The 18,112-nt window shown below is 40.6% G+C and carries 14 protein-coding genes; 10 read left to right on the top strand and 4 right to left on the bottom strand.

Translation table 11 applies throughout. The features are described from left to right. Positions 1 to 195: 195 nt before the first annotated feature. Positions 196 to 867 carry a hypothetical protein gene (locus tag NO346_RS00775; protein ID WP_256413890.1) on the top strand — a complete coding sequence of 224 codons (672 nt, stop codon included), beginning with the start codon at positions 196 to 198 and terminating at the stop codon, positions 865 to 867. A 53-nt stretch (positions 868 to 920) separates the two neighbouring features. Here NO346_RS00775 and NO346_RS00770 read toward each other — a convergent pair whose 3' ends face one another. Next, positions 921 to 2,744: an acyl-CoA dehydrogenase C-terminal domain-containing protein gene (locus tag NO346_RS00770; RefSeq protein ID WP_208728019.1), complete on the bottom strand. Its 1,824-nt coding sequence runs from the start codon at positions 2,742 to 2,744 to the stop codon at positions 921 to 923. Between the two features lie 239 nt (positions 2,745 to 2,983). Between NO346_RS00770 and NO346_RS00765 the strand changes: the two genes are divergently transcribed. Further along, complete coding sequence (locus NO346_RS00765; protein ID WP_256413889.1) at positions 2,984 to 5,311, top strand: hypothetical protein; 2,328 nt, start codon at positions 2,984 to 2,986, stop codon at positions 5,309 to 5,311. Between the two features lie 66 nt (positions 5,312 to 5,377). On the opposite strand, the gene aroE is transcribed toward NO346_RS00765, so the two are convergent. Together aroE and hemF are read right to left on the bottom strand one after the other, a co-directional pair. Continuing rightward, on the bottom strand, positions 5,378 to 6,166 hold the full coding sequence (aroE, locus tag NO346_RS00760) for a shikimate dehydrogenase (RefSeq protein WP_208728017.1): 789 nt from the start codon (positions 6,164 to 6,166) through the stop codon (positions 5,378 to 5,380). Positions 6,167 to 6,299: 133 nt separating this feature from the next. Next, complete coding sequence (gene hemF / locus NO346_RS00755) at positions 6,300 to 7,241, bottom strand: oxygen-dependent coproporphyrinogen oxidase (RefSeq protein WP_208728016.1); 942 nt, start codon at positions 7,239 to 7,241, stop codon at positions 6,300 to 6,302. 232 nt (positions 7,242 to 7,473) lie between these two features. Between hemF and hemN the strand changes: the two genes are divergently transcribed. Continuing rightward, entirely contained in the window at positions 7,474 to 8,844 is a 1,371-nt protein-coding gene (hemN, locus tag NO346_RS00750) for an oxygen-independent coproporphyrinogen III oxidase (RefSeq protein WP_256413888.1), read from the top strand. Positions 8,845 to 8,896: 52 nt separating this feature from the next. Here the strand turns inward: hemN and ribA are convergent, their stop codons facing one another. Continuing rightward, the gene (gene ribA, locus NO346_RS00745; RefSeq protein ID WP_249570510.1) at positions 8,897 to 9,499 is read right to left on the bottom strand and encodes a GTP cyclohydrolase II; all 603 of its coding nucleotides are present in this window, start codon (positions 9,497 to 9,499) and stop codon (positions 8,897 to 8,899) included. Between the two features lie 305 nt (positions 9,500 to 9,804). Between ribA and dxs the strand changes: the two genes are divergently transcribed. The 7 genes from dxs (at position 9,805) to NO346_RS00710 (ending at position 18,032) form a co-directional block, all read left to right on the top strand. Next, entirely contained in the window at positions 9,805 to 11,700 is a 1,896-nt protein-coding gene (gene dxs / locus NO346_RS00740; RefSeq protein ID WP_256413887.1) for a 1-deoxy-D-xylulose-5-phosphate synthase, read from the top strand. Positions 11,701 to 11,835: 135 nt separating this feature from the next. Then, positions 11,836 to 12,666 (top strand): inositol monophosphatase family protein, encoded by an 831-nt coding sequence (locus NO346_RS00735; RefSeq protein WP_256413886.1) that lies wholly within the window; start codon positions 11,836 to 11,838, stop codon positions 12,664 to 12,666. Positions 12,667 to 12,740: 74 nt separating this feature from the next. Continuing rightward, positions 12,741 to 13,073 carry a hypothetical protein gene (locus NO346_RS00730; protein WP_256413885.1) on the top strand — a complete coding sequence of 111 codons (333 nt, stop codon included), beginning with the start codon at positions 12,741 to 12,743 and terminating at the stop codon, positions 13,071 to 13,073. Positions 13,074 to 13,447: 374 nt separating this feature from the next. Beyond that, a complete protein-coding gene (locus NO346_RS00725; RefSeq protein ID WP_256413884.1) occupies positions 13,448 to 15,340 on the top strand; it encodes a DEAD/DEAH box helicase in 1,893 nt (630 codons plus the stop codon). 420 nt (positions 15,341 to 15,760) lie between these two features. Beyond that, entirely contained in the window at positions 15,761 to 16,579 is an 819-nt protein-coding gene (locus NO346_RS00720) for an ABC transporter ATP-binding protein (protein ID WP_005156344.1), read from the top strand. Then, positions 16,576 to 17,355, top strand: coding sequence for a lipid asymmetry maintenance ABC transporter permease subunit MlaE (mlaE, locus tag NO346_RS00715; RefSeq protein WP_004660307.1), 780 nt, complete (start codon positions 16,576 to 16,578; stop codon positions 17,353 to 17,355). The genes NO346_RS00720 and mlaE overlap by 4 nt, the downstream gene beginning before the upstream one ends. Further along, positions 17,355 to 18,032, top strand: a complete 678-nt coding sequence (locus NO346_RS00710; RefSeq protein ID WP_046738988.1) for an outer membrane lipid asymmetry maintenance protein MlaD — start codon at positions 17,355 to 17,357, stop codon at positions 18,030 to 18,032. The genes mlaE and NO346_RS00710 overlap by 1 nt, the downstream gene beginning before the upstream one ends. Positions 18,033 to 18,112: the final 80 nt, after the last annotated feature.

Here is an 18,112-nt window from a genome sequence, read left to right as displayed (position 1 = left end):
AACGACAGTATCACCTAAAATGCACCGACTTAAAGCATACTGCTTTGTTAATTTGCTATTTCATTAAGTTACGTCCGCCATAATTACCCATTTGAGGGAATAGACGAATATTCAAATGCTTCCTATATTTTGCAGAACCATCGGATGTTTTTGAAAAAAGTGTGACAACGATGTTGATACTAGAGATTTGTGGATATGCAGTTCAGGTTCTTCTTACAGCATGTTAGTGTAGGATTTTTATTGAGTTTGGGCTTGAGTGCTTGTGATAGCTATCATCCAGATTCAATGAAAACATCAAACCAAGCGCAGCCAACTGGTGATGAAAGTTCTATTCCAGTCATGTTAGATGCTGAGCAAGCACGAACAAGTGCAAGTGAAGGAATGTCACTGACTGAGGTTGCTGGACAAGCAACAGTTCCTCATGTTGCTTCTAAACATATGACGCAACCGACTCAACAAGATATGCAATATGTTGGGCGCTATCATGCGCGTATTCCTTGTACTGATGCATTTGCCGGTTGTGTCAAAGATGAAAAAGAAGCGGAATATATCTTAAATTTATTAGAAGATGGTTCAGTTTATTGGACCAATACCAGTTTCGGGCGTTTGGGTTCAGATCCATCGCGCAATATGGCCAAAATAGAGCGAACCTGTAAGCAGGTGCAATGGCATGTTGAGCCCACAGAACAAGAGATCGTTGTGCGCTGTGATGCGGTGGATGTGAATTTATATTATCGGATCAATCAGGACCAGAATCTTGTGATGGATCTGGATAAAATCTGGAATGGGGATCAGGGCCGCAACCGTAAGTTCTTTAAGGAATATCCATTTCCTAAAAAAGCCTATGTGTTTGAAAAGGCGGAATAGAAAAATGAGTATAAAAAAAGAGCGCATCAAGCGCTCTTTTTTGTCAGTTCCGATTAGTAATCGAAGCTGAAGTGTTCTGGAGCAAGTGAAGTCAAAGTACGTGAAGTCGTTACCATTGATTCTGCGTGACCTTGTGCACGTGGCAATAAACGGTCAAAGTAGAAGTCAGCAACCTTGATTTTTGCTTTATAGAATTCAGGCGTTTCAGCACCGTTGCCTGCTTCCAGTTTCTCAGAAGCAATCACTGCCTGTTGAGCCCAGAAGTAAGCCATCATCACGTAGCCAGAGAACATCAAGAAATCAGCAGAAGCAGAAGATACGATGTCACGGTCTTTACGCGCTGCAAGCATGATGCGAACAGTTAATGTGTTCCATTGAGCGCAAACCTTAGTTAAGTCCCAAGCGAAGCGACGTAAATACTTGTTGCGAGCATGCGCAGCACAGAATTTTAAGATTTCAGCAGTATAGTCACGAACAACTTTACCTTTTGAGCTTAAAAGAACTTTACGACCTAATAAGTCAAGCGCTTGGACACCCGTTGTACCTTCATACAATGTTGAGATACGTGCATCACGTGCGATTTGTTCCATGCCCCATTCTTTGATGAAACCATGACCGCCATATACTTGGATACCATGGTTTGCAGCTTCCAAACCTAATTCAGTCAAGAAACCTTTAAGAATTGGAGTATAGAAACCAAGTTTGTCATCGGCAGCTTCATAAGCAGCTTGATCACCACTTGCCAGCGCATCCGCCATTTTATCTGCAAGTTTGGCAGCGTGATAAATCATTGCACGACCACCTTCAGCTACAGCTTTTTGAGTTAAAAGCATGCGGCGAACGTCTGCGTGGTGAATGATTGCATCAGCAACACGCTCTGGCTCTTTTTTACCAGAAAGTGCGCGCATAGACATACGGTCTTTCGCATAAGGTAACGCACCTTGGAAAGAAAGTTCAGCATGTGCAATACCTTGAACCGCTGTACCAATACGTGCAGTGTTCATGAAAGTAAACATTGCATGCAAACCTTTGTTGATTTCACCAATGAGGTAACCAGTAGCGTTATCGAAGTTCAATACAGCAGTTGCTGAAGCACGGATACCCATTTTGTGTTCGATTGAACCACAAGATACGGTATTACGCTCACCTACACCGCCGTCAGCAGTTGGGATGAACTTAGGCACGATGAATAACGAGATACCACGGGTACCAGCAGGTGCGTCTGGAAGACGCGCAAGTACGATGTGGATAATGTTTTCAGTTAAATCATGCTCACCCGCAGAGATGAAGATTTTAGTACCAGAGATTTTATAAGTACCGTCAGCAGCAGGTTCAGCTTTAGTTTTAACTTGACCTAAGTCTGTACCACATTGAGGTTCCGTTAAGCACATTGTGCCTGACCAAGTACCTTCAACCAGTTTAGGCATATAAGTCGCTTTTTGCTCATCTGTACCAAACTGGATGATGGTGTTCATACAACCTGTACTTAAACCAGGGTACATGGTGAATGACCAGTTTGCAGTACCCATCATTTCAGACTTGATGAGGTTTAAAGACATTGGCAGGCCTTGACCACCAAACTCTTCTGGGTAAGAAAGACCTTGCCAGCCACCCATGACGAACTGGTCATAAGCTTCCTTGAAGCCTTTAGGTGTGGTGACTTCGCCGTTGTTAAAGGTACAGCCTTCTTCATCACCTGACTGGTTCAGTGGAGAAAGTACGTTTTCGCAGTAATCTGCCGCACCTTCAAGAATCATATCAACTGTATCTTTATCAGCATTCTGTCCACTTGCCAAAGTTTGGTAGTGTGCAGGATAATCAAACACTTCATTCATTAAGAAGCGAACATCACGGAGCGGGGCTTTATAAGCTGGCATAATCTTAATCCTGTATTTGAATCGTTTTGGATTATCTGTTTCGATACTTTGATTATTCACAATGGTGATAAAAATACATTGATAAACACTATGGAAAAGACTGTCAGAAAAGCGAATTAATCAGATGAGAGGGGCGTGAAAAAGTCAACTTTTCGCTGCTGTTTGAAACTCATTTTAAATATGAAAATGATTAAATTTACAGTTGTAAATATAATGATATAAGGGTATTTGGTAAAACTATGCGTTTAAAATATTTAACTTTATGTGTATTGGGGTTTAGTCTTTCTGCATGTTCCCAGCATGTCATTAAAACCAATTCTGCTACTGCAAACCTTGAACAGAAAGCCATTAACAGCATCAATGCGATGTATGAATATCCGAGTTACGATTATCGTGGTAAATTTAAAGTTCATCTCGACCTAGATCAAAATAAATCAAATACCTCGTCAGAAAAGGCAACCTTAGATGCAGCACTCAAACAAAAAGTAGATCAATATTTACAAGAGCAAAAGGTTAATTTAAACAGCAAACAGAAGCAGGCACTTTATAATGCTTTGGCACAACAGCCCAAAAGTTCTGGTGGTTCTAAAGCTGATAAATTTGCTCGGATCATAGCCAATATATTGAATGATATGCAATTTGAATATGATGGTTCTGTGCATTATCGTCAGAAAATGGGGTCGTTTAATCTGACAGCACGTTATGAAAAACCAACCTTGTTAGTTCAAGCAAAAGTGCCGATGGTTCTAGATTTAAATAATTATAAGTTTTATATCAATTACTTTGCTTTGATGCCGTATTTGGTGAACAAAGAAAATCAAAATAATTTAGCTTATTTGGATTTTTCAAAATATCAGGCAATGTTTAAGCAAGTGGATTACAAAAAATTTGCAGAGTATGTGAAAGCTTCAAGTGCTGTGTATTACCGTTTAGCTGATCAAAATAACATTCAAGCATTGTCTGTCTCCGCTGCTGATCGAAATTTAGGAGTAGTCGAAAAAATTCGCTTAAAAACATCGATTGAAGAATTAATTTTACAAGCGAATTTGTACAGCAAAGTGAATGAAAAATATTTAATGCAAAGCATTTTAAATATTAAAGAACAAAACTTAGAAAAGCTGATTGCTGATGAAACCAATGCTGTAAGCAAAACCAAGCCTGATGCAGCGGCATCCATATTAGCGAGTAAAGATTCCGCAGATGATGCAAGTGTCGTCAGTCAGCAATTATATCTTTTAGTGAATCAGCACTTTGGTGTTGAAGATGAAGCTGATCCAAAGGTATCCGATGCAGCGCAGCAAGCGATGGATGCTGCCAAAGAAGCTGGGATAGTTGCTGATGATTTAGAATCAGCTGATGCTGCCGCAGATGCAGCTTCTTCCTCAGAAGATGAGCAAGCTTTAACAGAGGCCCAATGTACAGCGCTTCAGAATGTTCAACAGGCTGCTTATGGAGATGCACAGTATTGTGAAAGTATTTACGATATTGATGTTTTTAATGCGAAAAAAGCCGAATCAGGTTTTCTATCTTATGTTGAAAAATTACAAAGCGTAGAAAAAGAATTTGCTGTGTATGATCAAAATCAATTTATTGATGATCAGGCATTTAAAGCGCTATGGATCAAGCATCAGGCTGAGATTGAAGAAACGTTGCCTCCCAAAGACAAACGTAATCCATTTACTATGGATATTGGTTTAGACGCGCAAGGGCGAGCAGTTAAAATTGATTATGATTTGAATTATGCACTCCCTGAACTGAAATCTCGTTTTAATCTTAAAGCAGATATGTTGATTTCCAATTATGGCCAAGCAACGCCAATTGATCAGGCTCAATTGAAACGAGCGAAAACATGGGCTGAAGCAAGTAAAGGTTCAATGTTGGAACAAGCAATCGGCAGTTTCTCAGAGAAACTGGGACAGACTGGCATTCAAGAGCGTTCAGTTGAACCTTATACGTTATCTTTAGAGGATCAACTCAAGGTCATTGCAGAACAGCGATATGATGCAACACATAGTTATGAGCAAACATTTAAAGCGGTATTTATTGCCAAGCTGATAGAAAATAAAGCAGAAATTGCACAACGTTATACAAGTCAGGAATTGCAGGAAATCGCGGCTGTTTATGCCTATTGGTATGCCACAGATGACATCTATAACCCACAAGGTAAGGCGTTGAAGAGCATTGAAGCATTACAGAAGAAACATCATCTTGAGCAAGATGATCAGTTTGATGACAAGTTGGGACAAGCTGTTAATCGTATTGTAAATGATGCGATGCATGGTGATAAAGATCGTCAAGCTTGGAAAAATCTACAAGCTCAATATAGGCAGCCACAGCAGCTATTTGCTCAACAGTATCAAGTTCAATTTGAGCGTGATAATGGAGTTTCGAGTGAGGAAAAACTACTATTAGCACAAACCGCAACGATTTTGGGACAAGTATATGTCGATGCTCGTAAAAATCAGTTATCTGAAAAGAGCATTAAATCATTAAAGATTGAGCATAATGAATTCATTGATTATGAAATCTTTAAAGAAGTGTATTTGAAAATGCTAATGGCAAAATAATTGGCGATTACTTCAAAAGAACCTGCGCAATGCAGGTTCTTTTTTGTTTATTAATTTATAGGTGGATTATAAGAAATCTTTTAATTCAGGTTTGACCCCATTCCAAATAGAAAAAGCTTCAATTGCTTGACCCACCAACATACCAAAACCATCTGTTGATGGAACTTGACGCTCTTGAGCTTGATCCAAAAAGCTTGAAGGTTTGCCATAAGCCATTTCATAAGCATGGTGAAAAACCAAGCATTCAGGAAGCTGTAAAGTATCACCAGTTAAGCTGGCAGAAGTGGCATTGATGACAAAATCAAATTCACCAGCGAGTTGCTCCAAGCTGAGCGCTGAGAGTTGCGCCTGAGGCACGGCATCTTTTAAATCTGAGACCAATTGTTCAGCTCGAGCAAGTGTACGATTGGCAATGACAATCTGCTTTGCACCTGCTTGTACTAAAGGATAAATGACACCACGTGTTGCACCACCAGCACCTAAGATTAAAATGCGACTATTTTTAAGGTCCCAACCTAAGGCTTGAATGGCGGCAACCAAACCCTGACCATCGGTATTATCTCCAAACAGTTTGCCATCTTGCATCCACAAGGTGTTCACAGCTTTGGCAATTTTGGCACGTTCAGTCAGTTGATCACATAAAGCAAATGCCTGCTCTTTAAACGGCACAGTTACATTCATGCCAACACCATTTTGATCGAAGAACGCTTTAACTGCGGATTCGAAACCATCTAGCGGAGCAAGAATTTTTTTATAATTCAAATCAACGCCTGTTTTTGCTGCAAAAGCATGATGCAATTCTGGTGAGCGGGATTGTTCAATCGGATTCCCAATGACAGCAAATTGTTTGGTCATACTTTTATCCAAAGTTGAAAGAGGGGACGGAGGCTATTAAACATATTTGAATGCTTATGCTGAGACAATATACGATAATCTTTAGGTACAAAAAAAGCACCTAAATTCAGGTGCTTTGAATAATTACGGTCAATTATTTATTTAAACTTAACCAATCTCTTGGTTTTAGATAATAATCTGTTAAACGTTTTTCTATTGAGTCGGCATCCCATTCAGGGCGATACGACCAGCCTGCAAGATTCGGTAAACTCACTAAAATGGATTCAATACGTCCACCTGTTTGTAGGCCAAACAGGGTACCTCGATCGTAGACTAAATTATATTCAACATAGCGACCACGACGATACAATTGGAATTCACGCTGAGCTTCGGTGTAAGGCTGTTCACGATGCTTTTCAAAAATAGGCAAGATTGCTTCTAAATAACCATTACCAACGGCTTGAATATATTTAAAGCAAGTTTCGAAGTCCCATTGGTTCAAATCATCAAAGAATAAACCACCTACACCACGTTGTTCATCACGGTGTTTTAAATAGAAATAATCATCACACCATTGCTTATGTTCCGCATAAACCGTGTCACCGAAAGGCTGGCATAAGTCATAAGCGGTTTGATGCCAGTTTTGAATATCTTGATCATCTGGATAGAAAGGAGTTAAGTCAAAGCCACCCCCAAACCACCAAACAGGGTCTTGACCCTCAGGTTCAGCAACAAATAAACGTACATTTGCATGTGAAGTTGGGATATTGGGATTTTTAGGATGAATCACTAAAGAAACGCCCAACGCTTGTGCTTTTGCACCTGCGATTTGAGGATGGCGTTCCGTTGCAGAAGCAGGAAGTCTACTGATGTTGATGTGGGAAAACATCACTCCGCCTTTTTCAATCACGTCACCATTTTGCAGAACACGAGAGCGACCGCCACCACCTTCGGTTCGTTGCCAATCATCAATGATAAACTCAGCAGTGCCACCGCCTGCACGTTCCTGTTGCTCTAGCCCTGCACAAATCCGTGCCTGTAGATCGAGTAAAAACTCGCGAACACGTTGAATATCAGCTGAAGTTGGATGCTGCATTTCAACCTTCTAATCATTAAAAAAGATGGAAGGATATGTACCATGAAATCATAAAAAAAATAAGCTGATTTTGTGATTCAAACTGCAATTAGATGGTTGAACAGCTTAAAGGATCTAATCGATCTAACCATAATTATTCCGACCAAAAGGGTTGGTTGATTTCTTAGGTTAAGCTCAGCAGAATGTATTGATAATGCTTGTTGTTGCAAGCTGAACATCAGATAGGCACGTTATGACTCAAGTTCATTCACTCATTCAAAAATACAATGTTGCAGGACCACGTTACACCAGTTATCCGACTGTTCCTTACTGGCAAGAACAAGATTTTAGTTTGGAAATGTGGAAGCAAACTTTAAAACGGGCATTTGATGAGACAAATACGAGTGAAGGGATTAGTTTATATATCCATTTGCCATTTTGTGAAAGTTTGTGCACTTTTTGTGGTTGTCATAAGCGTGTAACCAAGCGCCATGAAGTGGAACAACCTTATATTCAAGCCGTGTTAAAAGAATGGGAGTTGTACTGCCAGTTGCTTGTCGACAAACCACGGATTAAAGAAATTCATTTGGGCGGAGGAACTCCGACATTTTTCTCTGTACAACACTTGATCGAGTTGATTAATGGGTTATTGGAAAATGCAGATATATGCGATGAATATGAATTTAGTTTCGAAGGGCATCCTAATAATACGACTCGAGAGCATTTACAAGCCCTATATGATCTTGGTTTTCGCCGAGTAAGTTATGGGGTACAGGACTATAACGAAAAAGTTCAGAAAGCAATTCACCGTATTCAACCATTTGCTCATGTACAACAGGTTACAACGTGGGCACGGGAAATTGGCTATACCTCGATTTCACATGACTTGGTCTTTGGTTTACCATTTCAGAACTTGACTGATGTGTTACATACGATTGAACAAACGAATAGTCTAAAGCCAGATCGTTTGGCATTTTATAGCTATGCTCATGTACCTTGGATTAAGGGCAATGGACAGCGTGGTTTTAAAGATCAGGACGTACCTAAAGATGAGTTGAAACGCCAGTTATATGAGGAGGGAAAGAGAAAGCTTTTAGCACAGGGTTATCATGAAATTGGTATGGATCACTTTGCTTTGGAACATGACAAAATGTATCAAGCTTTCCAACAAGAAAATCTGCATCGTAATTTCATGGGGTATACCTCATCAAAAACGCAAGTCATGATTGGCCTAGGTTTGTCTTCAATTAGTGATAGTTGGTACAGCTTTGCGCAAAATGAAAAAACGCTAGAAGATTATTATGCACGTTTAGAGAAGAATGAGATTCCTGTATATCGTGGACATCTATTAACAGAAGAGGATTTAGTCATTCGCCAACATATACTCAATTTAATGTGTCACTTTAGTACTTCATGGCAGAATGAGGCATTGTATTTTCCAGAGTTACCTGAAGTATTAGTACAACTAGAGGAAATGCAGAATGACGGTTTGTTAAAGATAACATCAAAGGATATCCAAGTAACCGAACAAGGCAAAGCATTCGTAAGAAATATTTGCATGGCATTTGATTTACATCTTCGCCGCAAAATACCCAATAACCGTATTTTTTCTATGACGATATAAAACAATCGCTTATTTTTCGAATTATCATGAGCTTGATTGAATCAAGGATGACTTAGAAGTCATCCTTCTGGTAAAGATGATCCATACGCTCACGTTTGGTCTTTAAATATTGTTCATTAAATGGGTTACGACCTACTGTTAACGGTACACGCTCAACCACATTGATGTCTAAATCAGTTAGGGCTTTAAGTTTTAACGGGTTATTCGTAATTAACTTAACTTCTTTAATTTGTAGATGATCCAGCATAATGCTACACATATCATAACGACGCGCATCAGCAGGAAGATTTAACAATAAGTTAGCATCAACTGTATCATGCCCTTGATCTTGTAAAGCATAGGCGCGAATTTTATTCGTTAAACCAATCCCACGACCTTCTTGGCGTAGATATAAAATCACACCTTGACCTGCTTCATTAATCAAACGTTGAGTCGCTTGTAATTGAGGACCACAGTCACACTTTAATGAAGCGAAAGCATCACCTGTTAAGCATTCTGAATGAATACGGACTAAAACAGGTCCTGTTGGGAGAGTTTCTAAACCTTTAGAAAGCGCCACATGTTCTTCGCCTGTTTGAGGGTCTTGAAACACAGAAATATTGAAGTCACCAAAAGCAGTTGGTAGCTTTGATGTTGCAATAAATTCAATCGGCACAGAGAGCTCGCTATGTTAGTAAAAACTGTCAAAGTATAGCTTAATGTGTGAAGATTGAGTGAATTGCAAGTTCTGATTTTTCACATAAGTTTTTCTTTTTCATAGAAAGCACACAATAATGGTTGATAAACAGTGACATAATTCAGGATAATCTGTAAGTCAGTTGTTTAAGATTGGCTTGAGAATGTTCAGCACTACATCATTCGCACATGTGGCTGATTGAAGGTAGATCGTATTTAATTGTATGATTGTCCCCATTTAACCCAGCTTCGGATTTGCCAGGCTTAAAAAGGCTTTGCCACATTATGTTGTATACCGAAATTCCAACTCAACGTCCTGTTACGCCATTGTTAGATGGAATTGATCATCCACAACAATTACGTCAGCTCGAGCAAAGCCAACTCGCACAAGTGGCGGATGAGTTGCGTCAATATATTTTGTATGCGGCAGGGCAAAGCGGTGGCCACTTTGGCGCAAATTTAGGTGTGATTGAACTGACAGTTGCTTTGCACTACTGTTTCAATACACCAGATGATCGTTTAGTTTGGGATGTGGGTCATCAAGCGTATCCACATAAAGTACTGACGGGGCGTCGTGAGCGAATTACTACGATTCGTAGTAAAGATGGTTTAGCTGCTTTCCCTGCGCGTGAAGAATCTGAATTTGATAGCTTTGGTGTAGGACATTCGTCAACAGCAATTTCTGCGGGTCTAGGAATGTCGCTTGCGCGTCGTTATCAAAAAGATCCGTGTGATGTGGTTGCAATTGTTGGTGATGGTGCAATGACAGCAGGTATGGCATTTGAAGCCATGAATGATGCGGTTGCACATGATGCTGATCTGATCGTTGTTTTAAATGATAACGATATGTCGATTTCATGCAGTACTGGCGGTTTTGCAAGACATTTAGCTGCAATTTGGGAAACAGGTCAACTGGTGAATGTCGACGAACATGGTCAAGCCTATGTTCAGCCACATCCGAAGTGGACTTATAACTCACGGTTACATCAATCTGCAACAGATGCTGCGGATAACTTATTTAAAGCGATCGGTTTTGATTATTTTGGGCCATTTGATGGACACAACGTTGAGCAATTAGCACAAGTTTTTAGTGCGCTCAAAAAACGTAAAGGCCCTCGTTTAGTTCATATTTATACCAAAAAGGGTAAAGGGTTTGCGCCTGCTGAAGCAGACCCGATTACCTATCATGCGATTACTAAAATTGCAGCTACAGCATCTGCACCTGCAAAAAAATCACCGCCTAAATACTCGGACGTGTTTGGACAATGGTTATGTGATGAAGCGGCGCAAGATGATCGTTTACTCGCAATCACTCCAGCGATGTGTGAAGGTTCTGGGATGGTTCAGTTTGCAAAGCAATACCCTGAACGTTTCTTTGATGTTGCGATTGCTGAACAACATGCAGTGACTTTAGCAGCGGGTATGGCGTGTGAAGGTTTAAAACCAGTTGTCGCGATTTATTCAACTTTCTTGCAACGTGGTTATGATCAATTGATCCATGATGTTGCCTTGCAAAATCTGGATGTGACTTTCGGGATTGATCGTGCTGGTTTGGTCGGTGAAGATGGTCCGACCCATGCAGGTGCATATGATTATGCCTATATGCGTACTGTACCTAACATGGTGATCATGGCACCAAAAGATGAAAATGAATGTCGCCAGATGTTGCATACGGCATATCACTATAATGGACCAACTGCCGTACGTTATCCACGTGGTGTTGGTACAGGTGCTGAAATTCAACAGCAAATGACTGCTTTAGAAATTGGTAAAGCTGAAATCGTTGCGCAATTTAATCAGGACGCAGATCAGCAGATCAGTATCCTTGCTTTTGGTAGTCGTGTTGCAGCATCAGTTGAAGCAGCAGAATTATTTGCAAGTAAACATTCAGTTGCTGTACGTGTAGTGAATATGCGTTTTGTGAAGCCGTTGGATGAACAAATCATTCGTGATTTAACGCCTCTTACTCAACTGTTTGTAACTGTGGAAGAGCATGCGGTTATGGCGGGTGCGGGAAGTGCAGTAAATGAATTTTTAGCACAAGCTAAAATCATTAAGCCAATTTTAAATCTAGGTTTGCCAGATGCATTTTTACATCAAGCAACTCATCAGCAAATGCTTGCAGATTGTGGTTTAGATGGGCAAGGGATTTTTGCTTCAATTGAGAAAGCTTGGTTATAGATCGCTAACGCTTTGTAAATTAGAAAATAATCTTTCGCAAACTTTTTTTACCTAAAAGCCCTTATATTTGATAGAATATGAGGGCTTTTATGCATTATTCTTTGTCAAAATCTTCAAATTTGTAGTGGGTGTTCAATGGAACCTATGGTGGTTATGGCTGCGCGTGCGGCTCAAACAGTTGGTCAAGAGCTTTTAAAGGCACATCAAAATCGTCATAAACTCGATTTACAAGTTGAAGAAAAAGGCATTGATGGTCCAGTAACGCGTGTTGACCGTTACATCGAACAGCTTACAATTGATACACTTCGCAAAAGCTATAAAAACCATAGCTTCCTTGGTGAAGAGTTTGGTATGCAAGAAGGTAAAGGTCACGATGCAGATTGGTGCTGGGTGATTGATCCTTTAGATGGTACTCAAAACTTTATCAACGGTTTCCCTCATTTCTGTATTTCTATCGCGGTACAACATAAAGGCGTAACTCAGCACGGTGTGATCTATGATCCAGTGCGTGATGAATTATTCTCTGCAAGCCGTGGTCGTGGCGCAGTCATGAACCAACGCCGTATCCGTGTCAATGTTAAAGACTCTTTAGAAAGCACATTCCTTGCGGTAGGTCATCCTTATCGTGCGAAGCGTAACGGTGAAATCGTTTCTTATGCAGAACAACATTTCGCTTCTTTGTTGGCTGTAACTAAATCAGGCGCGCAAATCCGTCGTGGTGGCTCTGCTGCTTTGGATTTAGCTTATGTCGCTGCAGGTCGTTTTGATGGTTTCTTTGAGATTGGTTTAAAACCGTGGGATATTGCTGCGGGTGAGTTGATTGTAAAAGAAGCGGGCGGTGTGGTTGTGGATGCTCGTGGTGGTAATGAATCATTTGATAATGGTCAAGTACTTGCTTGCTCATTGAAAATGTTAAAACCACTGATGCAAACAGTTGTTCCAGCTTGGGGTGAAGCTGCAAAATAATTTGTAGATTTAAATAAAAAAAGCCCTCATTGTTTGAGGGCTTTTTGTTTTCGGGTTAGTGGGGAGTTGGAGTTATGAAGATTATTTATGAGAGTGAGCTATTTTATATAGAAACACACCATGAAATACAGGTAGTTAAAGTTGAAGAGCAAAATATTGATTTTTGGTTAACTGTTAATGGTAAGACATTTTCTGGAAGTGCTTTTACACTCGCCAATATTCAATATTTAATGACTAAGGATAATCGAACGGGTGAGTCTGCTTTTGGTTCCTGCTTTTGGTGTGCGGATATGCTTATCCTTGATCAGATGACTCTTGAGTGCTTGGTAAAAGCAATTACAGATATATTAAATGATGAGTCTTTAGATATGGGGAGGATATTAACTCAAGTTGTTAATTACTATTAATATTTTGCTTTTTTTGTAGCTTGGATACAAATATAAAATGTATCGAAATAGAAAAAACCAATTAAAAAGGGTGACTTTTAAAATTATTCTGCTATAATCCGCCCACGCACTTAAATTCCAGTTCATTACCTGAACATTCAGTTCTATTCATATTAGCGCACGCTGTCCATAGAGAGGACCATATCTTGCGCCCAAATCGCTTAGCGATTCTTCAGGTTGAGGCAGTAATCAAGCGTGCGTTTAGTCCACATCGTCGTTATTCGGATTGCCGCTGAACTTCATCTATTTTCAGCTTGAGTCGCTTTGCCGCTTTTTGCCGATGTCTATTTTTTTGTATTTATTAAAATGGAGCACCCATTAGGGTGAAACTCTCTATGAGCAAAACTTTTGCCGAATTTTCTTTGCACGAAACCTTACAACAAGCCCTAGAAGGTTTAGGTTTTACAAGTCCAACTCCTGTGCAAGAACAAGCGATTCCAGCTGCGTTAGATGGAAAAGATTTATTAGTTTCAAGCCAGACAGGTTCTGGTAAAACTGCAGCATTTTTACTCCCTACATTAAATGCTTTGGCAGGTCAGGAAACTTTTGTGCCATTTAAAGAACGCATGAAAGCTGTGACTCAACCAAGTATCTTGGTTTTATGTCCTACGCGTGAATTGGCTCAACAAGTAAGCCAAGATGCAATTGCATTTGTACGTCATATGAAAGGTGTTCGTATTGCTGCAATTATGGGTGGTATGCCTTTTGGTAAGCAAATTCAACAGCTTAAAGGCGCACAAGTGATTGTTGCAACACCAGGTCGTTTGCTTGACTTAGTAAATCGTCGCCAATTGAAACTTGATAAAGTTGAATCGTTAATCGTCGACGAAGCTGACCGTATGCTTGATCTAGGCTTCTCTGAAGATTTAGAAGCAATTGGCGAGTTAGCTGCAAACCGTAATCAAACATTAATGTTCTCTGCGACTTTTGCTGATCGTATTATTCGTCTTGCTGAACGTATGATGAATGATCCACAACGTATCGCAATTGAAACTGGTCACAGCACTAACACTGATGTAACACAAACATTACATTGGACAGATGGTTTTGAGCATAAGAAAAAATTACTTACTCACTGGTTGTCTGACGAGTCAGTAGATCAAGCTGTTGTCTTTGCAAGCACGCAAGAAGATACAGATATGCTTGCTGAAGAATTGGCTGAAGCAGGTCACTCAGTTGTTGCATTGCATGGTGCTATGCCACAAACTGTTCGTAACCGTCGTTTACGCAGCATCCGTGAAGGTCGTGCAAAAATCTTAGTTGCAACTGACGTAGCAGCACGTGGTTTAGACGTACCAACTATTTCTCACGTGATTAACTTCGGTTTACCGATGAAAAACGAAGATTATGTACACCGTATTGGTCGTACAGGTCGTGCGGGTCGTACAGGTCAAGCGATTACACTTGCGACTTATCGCGAGCGTGGCAAAATCCGTGCTTTAGAAGATTACTTAGATGCACGTTTAAATGTATCTGAAATTGAAGGTTTAGAGCCATCTCCACCTCCTGCTCGTTCAGGTCGTGATGGCGGCGGTCGTGGTCGCGGTGGTCGTGATGGCGGCGGTCGTGGTCGTGGTGGTTTTGGTGGCGGTCGTCGTTTTGAAGGCGAAAGCAATTTTAAACGTCGTGAAGGTGGTGATGATCGTCCACGTCGTAGCTTCGATGATAAACCACGTGGTGAACGTCCATCATTTGGTGGTGAAGATCGTCCACGTCGCGAATTCAATTCTGATCGTCCACGTCGTGAAGGTGGTTTTGAAGACCGTCCACGTCGTAACTTTGATGATAAACCACGTGGTGAACGTCCATCATTTGGTGGTGAAGATCGTCCACGTCGCGAGTTCAATTCAGATCGCCCACGTCGTGAAGGTGGTTTTGAAGATCGTCCAAAGCGTAGTTTTGGTGGTGAAGACCGTCCACGTCGCGAGTTCAATTCAGATCGCCCGCGTCGTGAAGGTGGTTTCAATGATAAACCGCGTTTTGATTCGAATGATGACAACCGTGGTAACCGTGTAGATTACAAACCACGTCGTGAAGGTAGCTTCGGCGACCGTCCAAAGCGCGATTTTGGTGATCGCCCACAACGTGAAGGTGGTTTTGGTGACCGTCCAAAACGTAGTTTCGGTGGTGAAGACCGTCCTAAGCGTAAATTTGGTGAAGATCGTCCAGTACGCGGTACACGTGAAGAAACTTTCGGTGGCGACCGTCGTCGCAAAAACGATTTTTAATCGTTAAAAAACCGATGAAAAGAAGAGCCAGTTATAAAACTGGCTTTTTTATTTAGGATTAGTCATGTAAAATTATAAAAATGTATACTAATTCAAATTTTATAGAAGAAATGAATAAACTTAAACAAAATAAAAGTCTTTTAAGTCAAATATGGTCATTCATTTGTGGTGAAGGGTTGCCATGTCTATTTGTTATTTTAATGCTTTGTAATGGGTTATTTTTTGCATATGCACTTATTGCACGCAATAATACCGATTCTTTGAATGCAAGCTCACAACATGAGTTGAGCACAGAAGTTCATAAAAAGAACAATTACATAAATTAATAATCTTCATACGTAGCATATCAAAATAAAAACAAGCGCTTAATCTTTCAGTGTATAGTATGCGTGCATAAAAAGTGCAGGAATGAATGCCAGTATGAATAACAAATCTCCTCTCGATGCTGAAGCCCTCATTGAAGTTAAAAACTTGAGCTTTAACCGAGGGGAACGCGTCATTTATGATGATGTCAGTCTTAAAATTCGACGTGGTCAAATTACTGCAATTATGGGGCCTTCAGGAACAGGTAAGACCACTTTGCTCCGTTTGATTGGTGGGCAGTTAATCCCTGATCATGGTGAAGTATTGCTCGATGGTAAGAATATTGCAGCCATGTCTCGTCCAGACTTGTTTGCTGCACGCGCACGTATGGGGATGTTATTCCAGAGTGGTGCGTTATTTACTGATATGTCAGTTTATGAAAATGTTGCATTTCCTATTCGTGCGCATACACAATTACCAGAACATTTGATTGCTGAGTTAGTCGCTTTAAAGTTGGAATCGGTTGGGCTACGTGGTGCTGAACCCTTAATGCCATCTGAACTTTCAGGAGGTATGAATCGTCGTGTTGCCTTAGCGCGTGCGATTGCACTTGATCCAGAATTGATTATGTATGATGAGCCATTCGCTGGCCAAGATCCAATTGTTAAAGGTGTTCTAACACGATTGATTCGTTCTTTGCGTGAAGCTTTAGACTTAACAACAATTATTGTCTCGCATGATGTCGCAGAGACATTATCGATTGCTGATTATATTTATGTGGTTGCTGAAGGCAAAATTCAGGGTGAAGGTTCACCTGAGCAGCTACAGGCACATGCTTCCCCATTTGTACGTCAATTTTTAACAGGCTCAGCTGAGGGTCCTGTTGAATATCAATTTACTCATCAAGCATATTTAGATAACGAGGTTCGTGCATGAATACGATTGCCTGGTTAGGTAGACTCGTTATTGAGCGAATAAAGGGGATAGGTGCAGCATCACTTATGCTCATCCAGATTTTATTTTCAGCGCCTTCAAAGGGTGGCTTTCAACGCTTTGTCTATCAAATGCATCGTGTTGGGGTCATGTCTCTGCTGATTATTGCTGTGTCAGGTTTGTTTATTGGCGCTGTCCTTGGCTTACAGATGTATAGCATTTTGGTCACTTTTGGTAGTGAAGCTATGTTAGGGACTGCGATTTCGTTAACTTTGTTACGTGAACTTGCTGCGGTTGTTGCTGCATTACTATTTGCAGGGCGCGCAGGCTCGGCTCTCACTGCCGAAATTGGTTCAATGAAACAGAGTGAACAATTGGCCAGTATGGAAATGATTGGCGTTGATCCACTTCGTCAAATTGTGGCTCCGCGTTTGTGGGCAGGTATTGTGAGTTTGCCGATGTTGACTGTGATTTTTGCAACGATCGGTATCATTGGCGGCAAGTTGGTTGGCGTAGATTTTTTAGGTGCTGATGAAGGTTCTTTCTGGGGGGGTATGCAAAGTACAGTTCAGTTTGGGCATGATATTTTTAATGGCACTATTATTAAAAGCATTGTTTTTGCGCTGATTTGTACATGGGTTGCGGTCTATCAAGGTTATGCTTGTGATCCAACACCAGAGGGTATCGCGACTTCGATGACCAGAACGGTCGTATATTCTTCACTTTGTGTATTAGGTTTTGATTTCGTGTTGACTGCGGTCATGTTCGGAGGGATTTAATGAAATCACGTACTAGTGAGCTGGCCGTAGGTATTTTTGTGATTATCTTCGGTATTGCTCTATTTTTTCTTGCGATGAAAGTTAGTGGTTTAGTGGGTACAAATCTACGTGATAGCTATAGCATGACAGCGCAGTTTGATAACGTAAATGGTTTAAAACCACGAGCAAAGGTGACCATGAGTGGTGTGACCATTGGTCGTGTAGAATCTATTACGCTTGATCCGGTAACACGTTTAGCAACAGTTAAGTTTGATTTGGATGGTAAATTAACCAGCTTTAATACTGAGCAATTAAAAGAAGTGCAGAAAAATGCCTTAGAAGAATTGCGTTATAGCTCAGATTATCAACAAGCTGATGCCGCGAAACAAAAAGCAATGGAACAGCAACTTATCAGTAACATGACCTCCATCACCAGTTTAGATGAGGATGCTTATATTATGGTTGCAACCAATGGCTTACTGGGTGAGAAGTATTTGAAAGTTGTACCAGGTGGTGGGGTGAATTACCTAAAACGTGGTGATGTTGTTTCAAATACCCAAGGTACAATGGATTTAGAAGATTTGATCAGTAAGTTTATTACTGGTGGTGCTGGTAAAGCCACATCAAGCTCAACAACTTCAGAGAGTTCGGCATCGCAGCCAGCTGCTACAGAAGCAGAACCATCATTTGTTGAGTAATTCAGGGCAGAGTAAAACTTGAAGTGCGACATAAACCACCTAATTAATTTAAAGGGTTTATGGAGTATATAAAATTGTCA

Source organism: Acinetobacter sp. 5862 (assembly GCF_024494585.1).
Lineage (GTDB): Bacteria > Pseudomonadota > Gammaproteobacteria > Pseudomonadales > Moraxellaceae > Acinetobacter.
Note: the sequence above shows the minus strand (reverse complement) of the source record. Positions and strands in the feature narration are given on the sequence as shown.

What these genes read in the sequence shown, in the direction of transcription:
- NO346_RS00775 (WP_256413890.1), top strand. Translation starts at nt 196, where the DNA reads ATGCAGTTCAGGTTCTTCTTACAGCATGTTAGTGTAGGATTTTTATTG.
- NO346_RS00770 (WP_208728019.1), bottom strand. Translation starts at nt 2,744, where the DNA reads ATGCCAGCTTATAAAGCCCCGCTCCGTGATGTTCGCTTCTTAATGAAT.
- NO346_RS00765 (WP_256413889.1), top strand. Translation starts at nt 2,984, where the DNA reads ATGCGTTTAAAATATTTAACTTTATGTGTATTGGGGTTTAGTCTTTCT.
- aroE (WP_208728017.1), bottom strand. Translation starts at nt 6,166, where the DNA reads ATGACCAAACAATTTGCTGTCATTGGGAATCCGATTGAACAATCCCGC.
- hemF (WP_208728016.1), bottom strand. Translation starts at nt 7,241, where the DNA reads ATGCAGCATCCAACTTCAGCTGATATTCAACGTGTTCGCGAGTTTTTA.
- hemN (WP_256413888.1), top strand. Translation starts at nt 7,474, where the DNA reads ATGACTCAAGTTCATTCACTCATTCAAAAATACAATGTTGCAGGACCA.
- dxs (WP_256413887.1), top strand. Translation starts at nt 9,805, where the DNA reads ATGTTGTATACCGAAATTCCAACTCAACGTCCTGTTACGCCATTGTTA.
- NO346_RS00735 (WP_256413886.1), top strand. Translation starts at nt 11,836, where the DNA reads ATGGAACCTATGGTGGTTATGGCTGCGCGTGCGGCTCAAACAGTTGGT.
- NO346_RS00730 (WP_256413885.1), top strand. Translation starts at nt 12,741, where the DNA reads ATGAAGATTATTTATGAGAGTGAGCTATTTTATATAGAAACACACCAT.
- NO346_RS00725 (WP_256413884.1), top strand. Translation starts at nt 13,448, where the DNA reads ATGAGCAAAACTTTTGCCGAATTTTCTTTGCACGAAACCTTACAACAA.
- NO346_RS00720 (WP_005156344.1), top strand. Translation starts at nt 15,761, where the DNA reads ATGAATAACAAATCTCCTCTCGATGCTGAAGCCCTCATTGAAGTTAAA.
- mlaE (WP_004660307.1), top strand. Translation starts at nt 16,576, where the DNA reads ATGAATACGATTGCCTGGTTAGGTAGACTCGTTATTGAGCGAATAAAG.
- NO346_RS00710 (WP_046738988.1), top strand. Translation starts at nt 17,355, where the DNA reads ATGAAATCACGTACTAGTGAGCTGGCCGTAGGTATTTTTGTGATTATC.